This window comes from Sellimonas catena, assembly GCF_027924685.1.
In the GTDB taxonomy this organism is placed as follows: domain Bacteria; phylum Bacillota; class Clostridia; order Lachnospirales; family Lachnospiraceae; genus Sellimonas; species Sellimonas catena.
On record NZ_BSBO01000032.1, the window covers coordinates 36,737 to 46,456 of the forward strand.

The 9,720-nt window shown below is 46.6% G+C and carries 7 protein-coding genes; 4 read left to right on the forward strand and 3 right to left on the reverse strand.

The genetic code is table 11. The annotated features are described in order from the left end of the window. Positions 1–24: 24 nt before the first annotated feature. The 3 genes from Selli1_RS14130 to Selli1_RS14140 all read left to right on the forward strand — a co-directional run bounded on the left by Selli1_RS14130 (position 25) and on the right by Selli1_RS14140 (position 4,471). Complete coding sequence (locus Selli1_RS14130; protein WP_191436186.1) at positions 25–1,356, forward strand: replication-associated recombination protein A; 1,332 nt, start codon at positions 25–27, stop codon at positions 1,354–1,356. Beyond that, a complete protein-coding gene (locus tag Selli1_RS14135) occupies positions 1,343–2,923 on the forward strand; it encodes a DUF975 family protein (protein WP_118635976.1) in 1,581 nt (526 codons plus the stop codon). Before Selli1_RS14130 ends, Selli1_RS14135 begins: the two co-directional genes overlap by 14 nt. 99 nt (positions 2,924–3,022) lie before the next feature. Further along, positions 3,023–4,471: a 4Fe-4S dicluster domain-containing protein gene (locus Selli1_RS14140; RefSeq protein WP_087168380.1), complete on the forward strand. Its 1,449-nt coding sequence runs from the start codon at positions 3,023–3,025 to the stop codon at positions 4,469–4,471. Between the two features lie 80 nt (positions 4,472–4,551). Here the strand turns inward: Selli1_RS14140 and Selli1_RS14145 are convergent, their stop codons facing one another. Continuing rightward, the gene (locus Selli1_RS14145; protein WP_087252802.1) at positions 4,552–5,901 is read right to left on the reverse strand and encodes a uracil-xanthine permease family protein; all 1,350 of its coding nucleotides are present in this window, start codon (positions 5,899–5,901) and stop codon (positions 4,552–4,554) included. Between the two features lie 161 nt (positions 5,902–6,062). Between Selli1_RS14145 and Selli1_RS14150 the strand changes: the two genes are divergently transcribed. Next, a complete protein-coding gene (locus Selli1_RS14150) occupies positions 6,063–6,932 on the forward strand; it encodes a radical SAM protein (protein WP_191427493.1) in 870 nt (289 codons plus the stop codon). Between the two features lie 35 nt (positions 6,933–6,967). On the opposite strand, the gene glgX is transcribed toward Selli1_RS14150, so the two are convergent. Both glgX and Selli1_RS14160 read right to left on the reverse strand, forming a co-directional pair. Beyond that, the gene (gene glgX, locus Selli1_RS14155) at positions 6,968–9,079 is read right to left on the reverse strand and encodes a glycogen debranching protein GlgX (RefSeq protein ID WP_281873546.1); all 2,112 of its coding nucleotides are present in this window, start codon (positions 9,077–9,079) and stop codon (positions 6,968–6,970) included. Between the two features lie 69 nt (positions 9,080–9,148). Beyond that, positions 9,149–9,460 (reverse strand): hypothetical protein, encoded by a 312-nt coding sequence (locus Selli1_RS14160; RefSeq protein WP_087252799.1) that lies wholly within the window; start codon positions 9,458–9,460, stop codon positions 9,149–9,151. Between the last annotated feature and the right edge of the window lie 260 nt (positions 9,461–9,720).

Here is a 9,720-nt window from a genome sequence, read left to right on the forward strand (position 1 = left end):
TGAAAAAGGAGGTAAAAAAGAGCTATGGAACAATTATCGTTATTTGATGACAGAGAACGGTCGGCGCCTCTTGCCTCCCGGCTTCGCCCTTCCTCTTTGGAGGAGTTTGCAGGGCAGGAGCATCTGGTCGGGAGAGGGAGGATTTTAAGGCAGCTGATTGAGAAAGATCAGATCTCCTCCATGATTTTCTGGGGGCCGCCTGGTGTCGGAAAGACAACCCTTGCAAGTATCATTGCGGGGAAAACGAAGGCGGAGTTTGTCAATTTCAGTGCCGTGACAAGCGGGATCAAAGAGATTAAGGAAGTCATGAATACGGCGGAGATGCAGCGTCAGATGGGAAAACGGACCGTGCTCTTCGTGGACGAGATCCACCGGTTCAACAAGGCGCAGCAGGATGCCTTCCTTCCGTTTGTGGAAAAAGGAAGTATTATTCTGATCGGGGCGACTACGGAGAATCCGTCTTTTGAGGTAAATTCCGCGCTCCTTTCCAGATGCAAGGTCTTTGTACTGAAAGCACTGGAGACGAAAGATTTGGTGAAACTGCTCGAGCATGCGTTGAAAAGTCCGGCGGGATTCGGAAATCAGAATATTCAGATTACCGGGCAGCAGATAGAGGCGATCGCCGCCTTTGCAAACGGGGATGCCAGGACTGCGCTGAATACGCTGGAGATGGCGGTGCTGAACGGGGAAATGAGCGCAGAGGGAATCCAGATCACCAATGAAGGACTGGAGCAGTGTATCAGCCGGAAATCTCTGCTCTATGATAAGACCGGGGAGGAGCATTACAATCTGATTTCCGCCCTTCACAAGTCCATGAGAAACAGCGATCCTGATGCAGCAGTCTACTGGATGTGCCGGATGCTGGAAGGCGGAGAAAATCCACTTTATATTGCCCGGAGACTGATCCGGTTTGCAAGCGAGGATGTGGGGATGGCAGACAGCCGGGCGCTGCAGGTGTCGGTTGCGGCATATCAGGCGTGCCATTTTCTTGGAATGCCGGAGTGCGATGTACATCTGACCCATGCAGTTGTATATCTGGCAATGGCGCCAAAATCCAATGCCCTGTACCGGGCGTGTGAGTCCTGCAAGCGGGATGTGAAAGAAAAACGCGCAGAGCCGGTGCCGCTGGTATTGAGAAATGCGCCAACAGGACTGATGAAAGAGTTAAATTACGGAAAAGGGTATGAATATGCTCATAATACTGAAGAAAAACTGACCCGTATGCAGTGTATGCCGGACAGTTTAAAGGGAAGAATCTATTATGAGCCGACGGAACAGGGAGAAGAGCGCAAAGTAAAAGAGCGCCTTCAGAAGATAAAGGAATGGAAAAACGGAGATCGAAATGATGTGGAGTAGAAAAAAGCTGAAGAAACAGGGAAAGCAGGCTTTGCGTAAGAACTGGTGGCGGATTATCGGAATCAGTTTGATGCTGGCATTTATTGCAGGAGGTATGAGGATTTCCTACCGGATTGACGATGCGGCAGTCAGACTTACCGGAGGGGAAATCGGAATACCGACGAATGCGCAGATTTTGAACGACTGGTATTTGAGTATAGAGAGAAGCTCTGATACGGAGAGCGGACAGATTCTGGCCTTTCTGGGGGAGCACTATACCCCGAAAAAAGGGGTGCTGGCCGGAGTCTATAATCATATGACCAAGGAAAGATCTGCTTTTTTTGGATTTTTAAATGCGATGAATGATTTTTTGTTCAAAGATAAAATTGCAGAAGGCTTTGTTATTCTGATCGGTGTCATTTTACTGATTCTGTTTTTGATTTTTGTAAGTAACGTCCTGAGCGTAGGGCAGTGCAGATTTCTTCTGGAAAACAGAACATACCGCCAGGTAAAAATGGGCCGGCTTGCCTTTGTCTGGAGAGCAAGACGCTGGAAAAATGTAATGTTTATCATGCTGAAAAAATCAGTTTTTCTGTTTCTGTGGGATATGACGATTATCGGCGGTATCATCAAAAGGTATTCTTATCGGATGATTCCGTTTATTCTGGCGGAAAATCCGGATATTCCGCACCGTGAAGCCTTTCTTTTGTCCAGACAGATGATGAATGGAAATAAAATGCGGGCTTTTATCCTGGATCTTTCTTTTCTGGGATGGCATATCCTGAATATATTTACCATGGATATTTTAAGGCATGCCTTTATTACCCCGTATACGGAGACCACATCTGCCGAGCTTTATGTGGCGCTGAGAGAGGAAGCGTTTGAAAAAGGACTTGATGGAGTCCGTTTCCTCGATGACGAGAGGTTGTATGAAGAATCAGATCTGGAAGAGTATCCGGTAGAATCCCATAGACTTTATAATCCGCAGGTGAAAAAATGGATCCGCATTGAGTATGAGCGGACCTATTCTTTGAGATCCCTTATTCTTATATTTTTTACCTTTTCATTCGTCGGATGGCTGTGGGAAGTGTCTCTTCATTTGTTTGGGGACGGTGTGTTTGTAAACAGGGGATTTTTTCATGGACCGTGGCTGCCGATTTACGGAACGGGAGGCATTCTGGTAGTCGTGCTTTTGAAACGGTTTGTGCATAAGCCGCTTGTGACTTTTTTGATGGCGGTGGTTGTGTGTGGTGCTGTAGAATATCTGTCCGCATGGCTTTTGTGGGAAATTAAAGGTATGTACTGGTGGAATTATACCGGATACTTTTTGAATCTTCACGGGCGCATCTGCGCGGAAGGGTTGATCGTATTCGGGCTTGGAGGCTGTGCCTTTATCTATATCGCGGCGCCGTTTTTTGATGAAATTTACAGGCGGATTCCACAGAAGATTGCAAGAATCATCTGTGTAGTCCTGCTGCTTCTGTTTGCTGTTGATATCGTTTATTCACTGATCCATCCGAACAGCGGGGCAGGGATTACCGACTATCATGTACATGCTGGCGAAGTATTGTCGCTGCTTTGTCTTTGAATAAATACACGGTGCACACTTTCCTTTTTTCCATGATTAATTTATAATAGAATCAGCGCATTAATGAAAGAGTAAGAAAAAAGGAGACAGGAGAGAAACATGTACGCTGATGAAAATGTAATCACAATCAAACATAAGGTACTGAATGAAGTGGCGAGGCTGGCTTTTGAAGGGAAACTGGAAGAAGAGCGGGATCACATTGCAGGCAGACTGATTCCGGGACCTCTTCCGCAGTTTCGATGCTGTATTTACAAAGAAAGAGAAATCATACGTCAGAGAGTTCGTCTGGCAGAAGGAAAGGCGCCGGGTGAAGAGGATGATGGAAATATTATTCAGGTCATTAATTCGGCGTGTGAGGACTGTCCGATTTCCAGTTATACAGTGACTGAAAACTGTCAGAACTGTCTTGGAAAAGCATGTATCAACGCATGTAAATTCGGAGCAATCGAATCAGGAAGACACCGGTCCCATATTGATGCATCCAAGTGTAAAGAGTGCGGACAGTGTGCAAAGGCATGTCCGTATAATGCAATTGCACATTTGAAGCGGCCGTGTAAGTTCAGCTGTCCGGTTGACGCAATTACTTACAATGAATACGGTCTTTCCGTGATCAATAAGGACAAATGTATCCGCTGCGGAAAATGTATCCACAGCTGCCCGTTTGGAGCAATCGGAACAAAGAGCTTCATGGTACCGGTTATTGAAGCGTTGAAGTCCGGAAAACATGTTTATGCAATGGCAGCCCCTGCCACAGAAGGACAGTTTGGTCCGGATATCACGATGGCAAGCTGGAGAAAGGCCATGAAGGAAATCGGCTTTGTGGACTTTTACGACGTAGGACTTGGAGGGGACATGACTGCGGCATACGAGGCGGAAGAATGGACGGAAGCCTACAAGGAAGGAAAGAAGAAAGTGACATCCTGCTGCCCGGCATTTGTCAATATGGTGCGGATGCATTTTCCACAGCTTGCAGACTGTGTTTCTACAACGGTATCACCGATGTGTGCGGTATCCAGGCTGATCAAGGCACAGGATCCTGAGGCAGTTACGGTATTCATCGGACCATGTGTGGCGAAGAAATCAGAAGTTGTGGATCAGCAGATTGAAGGAAATGCAGACTTTGTACTTACATACAGTGAGATCCGCGCGATTATGAGAGCAAAAAATGTGAAACTGGAACCATGTGAGAATAACGATCAGATTGCATCTACATTTGGAAAACGCTTTGCAAATTCCGGTGGAGTGACGGCGGCAGTACTGCAGAGTATGAAGGAGGCCGACGCCGATATCGATGTGAAAGTACAGAAGGCGAACGGGGCCGCAGAATGCAAGAAGGCTCTTCTTCTTTTAAGAGCAGGAAAACTTCCGTTTGACTTTATCGAAGGAATGGCATGCGAAGGCGGCTGCGTGGGAGGACCAAGCGCATATAACGACCAGTTTTCATCTAAAAAGAACAGAGATGCACTGATCAGCCAGGCAGACGACAGAGGAATTCACGAAAACCTGAGCAGATATCAGATGGACAGCTTCTCCATGCACAGAGAGTAGGAAATATCTGATTTCCTGTATATAGAAACGAATATAGAAAAAGGAAAGTTCATTGGAACTTTCCTTTTTTGTTTGTTTATCTATGATTTCTTTTTTTCTTCTTTCGGAAGAATGGTATTCAGAATAATCGCCGTCAGTGTTGCAAGGACAACCGGAGAACTTCCAAAGATTGTTGTAACCCAGGATGGAAATGACGCCAGTGAAGCAGGTGCCTGTGTAACACCCATGCCAAGGGCAACTGACAGCCCGACAATAGCGGTATTCCGGTAATTCATCTCCTGGAGCATGATCAGCTTGATTCCGGTCATTGCGATGGATGCGAAAACGGAAATCGTTGCGCCTCCAAGTACACATTGAGGAATCGTAGTCAGAAGCGCTGAAAATTTCGGGACAAATCCGGCAACCAGCATGATGACCGCTGCAAGACCAAGTACACAGCGGTTGATGACTTTTGTTGTCGTAACAATGCCGACATTCTGACTGTAAGTTGCTGTCGGAAGTCCGCCGATCAGGGAGCACAGAATATTTGTGACCCCATACATGACGATACCGCCCTGCAGTTCTTTATCTTTTGGTTCCCGTTCCATACTTCCTACTGTTGTAGCAGAAAGATCTCCGATCGCCTGAATGGAGTTGATGGCAAACAACACACCGATTGCAATGCAGGCGGATGGATCGAAAGAAAGTCCGAAATGCAGTGGCTGCGGGAGCTGGAAGTAGCCCGCGGACTGGATTCCGGAAAAATCGACGAGTCCCAGACACGATGCAAAGATATACCCTGCGATGATTCCTACGAGGATGGACGCAAGCTTTAAAAATCCTTTCGCAAAGTGATTCAGACCGACTACTACGGCAAGAGTGAAAAAGGCCGCAAGCCAGTTTTTCCAGGAACCGTAATCAGGATTCGAAGTACCTCCTGCCATATAGTTGACCGCGGTAGGATACAGGGAGAGTCCGATTGTAAATACGACGGTTCCGGTAATGATCGGCGGGAACAGAACACGGATCTTCTGTATGGCAAGACCGACTATAATTGCGACAAATCCGCCGATGAGCTGCGCGCCGAGAATCGTTCCGACATCAGAATTCGCGGCGATGGCCTGCATGCTTGGCACGTAGGCAAAGCTGATTCCCATAATGACCGGAAGAGCCGAACCGAGCTGAAAATTTTTAAACCGGATAAAAGGAAACAGCTGAAGCAGAGTGCTGATTGCAGAAGTGAAAAGGGCAGCCTGCACTAAAATGACCTGATCACGCTCGTTGAGTCCGGCCACACCGGATACGATGATTGCAGGGGTGACACATCCAACAATCATGGCAACGACGTGTTGAAGCGCAAGAGGAAGTGCCTGGCCAAACTTCGGTACTCCGTTCAGCTCAAAAACTGAGGCATACTGCCTGCTTTGAGACGAGTGGTTTGAATTTGACATAATGTCCTCCTTAGTATAAATCTATAAAACATGATAATACTATACCAGTCACAGCCTGCCTGCAAGTGGTTTTGCCAAAAATCTTAAATTTTCTTAAAGATTTCTCCGCCTTTCTGCATGTTACGGTGTATAATAAAGGCAGGAAAGGTGCAGGTGATGGTATGAATTACGAAGGACAGATTTGCAGGGGACCGATGGAACGTTCCTCTTTTATGCTTCCTGTGGAAGTGGGGTGCGCGTATAACGGCTGTAAATTCTGCACCCTGTTCAAGCATCTGAAATACAGGGAGCTCCCAATGGAACAGATCGAAGAAGAATTAAAACGGGTCAGTACGGTGGGCGGAAATCCCAGGACCGTATTTCTGGGAGATGGAAATGCATTCGGACTTTCAACGGAAAAACTTTTGGCGATTATTGAAAGGGTACATGTTCATTTTCCGGGATGCGAGGGGATTCACATGGATGCGACTGTGACCGATATCAGCCGGAAAAGCGATGAGGATCTGCGAAGGCTCTACGAAGCGGGAGTCCGGCATCTATATCTTGGTATTGAGAGCGGACTGGATGATGTCCTTGCTTTTATGAATAAGGATCATACATTAGAGCAGGCATACCGGCAGATTGACCGGATGAGAGAAGCCGGGCTGATTTACGATGCACATTTTATGACCGGTATAGCCGGAAAGGGCAGAGGTATAGAAAATGCGGAGTATACCGCAGAGTTTTTTAACCGGACCAGGCCGTCCAGAATGATTAATTTTTCCATGTTTCTTCATGAACGGGCAGCATTGTACGAAGAAATTCAAAAAGGTACATTCCGGCCTGCGGATGAGCTGGAAAATCTGATCGAAGAGAGAAGACTTCTGGAGCTTCTTAAGCCTTGGGGGCAGGAAGTGCTTTACGATGGATTTCATGACATGATTGAGTTCCGGGTCAGAGGAAAACTCCCGAAAGATAAGGAAAGTATGCTTGCAAGGCTTGACGAAAGAATTGCCGTAGAAAAGCCGGGACTTACAGCCTTTGTGAAATAAGAGAAAAGAAAAATGAAGGAGTGTCTGATTAGAAATCAGACACTCCGTTTTTTGACAACAAAGAGAATGACGGAACGTTCACCTAAAAGGACGGTATGGTCTGCCGGAGGCATTTCTGTATCCTGAAAGATCGTCCGGGACGGATCACCGGTATTGACGGCAATGTGCCAGTTCCATTCAAAAGGAAGATCAGGCAGAAAAAGGGTAACGGGTTCCCAATGTGTATTGATGGCAAGGTAGATGGTATCCTGAATCTGCTGTTCCTTGTCAAAACCGGAAAACAGCACACAGAGAACGTGCGATTCCAGGTCAGATACAGGTTCCCATGGATGGATACCGTGAAAACTCATCGACGGGAAAGAAAATCTTCCGGCAGGAAGATCTGTACGGATGGCAGGATGTCTCTTACGGAATGCAATCATATACTTGACGAAGGAAAACAGATTCTGGTTTTTCTCAATCAGCGACCAGTCCAGCCAGGAAACCGGATTATCCTGACAGTACGGGTTGTTATTCCCGTACCGGGTGTCTCCGAATTCGTCTCCCGAAAGAAACATCGGGGTTCCGCGGCTGCATAAGAGTACGGCAAATGCGTTCTCCATCATACGTAGACGAAGGGAAAGAACATCCGGATCATCTGTTTCCCCCTCGACCCCGCAGTTCCAGCTGTAATTATCGTTGGTGCCGTCCGCATTGCTCCATCCGTTTCCCTCATTGTGCTTCGTGTTATAGGAATACAGGTCATTCAGGCAGAAGCCGTCATGGCAGGTCAGGAAATTGACGGAAGCATTGCTTCCGCGCCCTTCCGGAGGATAAAGGTCCGGTGATCCCATAATTCTCTGCGCTGCGGCATGAATCATGAAAGTATCTCCCTTTAGAAACCGCCGCATATCATCCCGGTATTTACCGTTCCATTCTGCCCAGCGGTTCCAGGATGGAAAGGAACCGACCTGATAAAGTCCTCCTGCATCCCACGCCTCGGCAATCAGCTTGACATTGCCGAGGATGGAGTCGAAAGCAAGTGCCTGCAGAAGGGGAGGCTGGTTCATAGGGGATCCGTTCTCGTTCCTTCCAAGGATAGAAGCAAGATCGAAACGGAAGCCGTCCACCCGGTATTCTGTTACCCAGTATCTGAGGCAGTTCATAATCAGATTTTGCACGACCGGATGATTGCAGTTCAGCGTATTTCCACATCCGCTGAAATTATAATAATGTCCGTCCGGGGTCAGCATATAATAAATCTGATTGTCGAATCCTTTGAAAGAAATATAAGGACCGCGCTCGTCACCTTCGGCTGTGTGATTAAATACCACGTCAAAGATCACCTCGATGCCGTTTGCATGACATGCACGGATCAGCTGCTTCAACTCGGTCCCTTCCCGGTTATATTCGGAGGTAGAGGCATAACTTGTATTTGGAGCAAAAAAGCTGACCGGATTATAGCCCCAGTAATCCAGAAGCTGATTTTCGTCGAGGAGACGGCAGTCCCGCATTTCATCGAACTCAAATACCGGCATAAGCTCAATGGTAGTCACACCAAGCTCAAGAAGGTAGGGAATCTTCTCGATCAATCCGGCAAAAGTGCCGGGATGTGTGACGCCGGAAGAAGGATCTTTTGTAAATCCCCGGACATGGAGCTCATAGATGATCGTGTCCGACATGGAAATCATCGGTTGTTTATGATCGCCCCAGTCAAAATTGCTTCTGACAACACGGGCACGATATCCATGTTTCTGGTCGTTTTTACATCCCCAGCGGCTCTGCCCGGTGACAGCTTTTGCGTAAGGATCAAGAAGAATTCTTGTCTTGTCAAAACAAAGTCCTTTTTCCGGTTCGTACGGGCCGTCCAGCCGGTAGGCGTATTCAAACTCTTCGATGTCAAGCCCGAATACGATCATGGAGTAGACAAAACCGATCCGGTAGGTTTCCGGAAATTTCAGAACTGCAAAGGGTTCTTCAGCCTCCCGGTGATAGAGAAGCAGCTCACAGGAGGTAGCAGCCTGTGATTGAATCGTAAAGTTGACACCTCCGGGAATAACGGTGGTTCCAGGAGAAAGAAAAAATCCGGGACGTACCTGAAATCCGGAAATGACATCCAGTGGTTTTAGATGGCTGCTGGGAACAAGAGTTAAATCGGAGCAGGTCAAAATAATATACCTCCTTTCAAAAAGAAAGAGCTGCTCTGTCTTGCAGAGCAGCATTGATTTCCATGGATATTATGCTTCCGTGTTGTCTTTTTCGTCTTCTTCAGGCTCTTCACCGTCGGACGCGGCTTCTTCAGAAGAGGCCTCCTCTTCAGATGATTCCTCCTGCTCTTCTTCAGAAGAACCGTTGTTCAGAGGTACATATTCGCGTCCGGATGTATCGCTTAAATCATCATCCAGATCGAAGTCAAGATCTTCAAAATCATCAGCAAATTCGTCTTCCAGCTCTTCATTATCTTTTTTATTCTTCATATAAAGAATGCCGGCCGCTGCTGCACCGATCGCCGCGAGTCCGACGATACCTTTTGTCCATTTTTTCGCCATAAAGGGCAACTCCTTTCTGTTCAATCATATACTATCCTTATTGTAATACTTTTTGAGTGAAAAAGAAAGAAAAGATTCATAATTTTATATTTTCTTAATAGAAGTTTAGAATAGTTAATGAATGATTGAATCGGTTAGTGTATAATTATTATTGGCAAAAATAGGAATTTTTCCTAAATAAAAAGGGAAGCAGAGAAAATCCCTACTTCCCAATCATACAGTTTTTCTTTATGATGTTAGTTGCAAAATAAAACACGTAA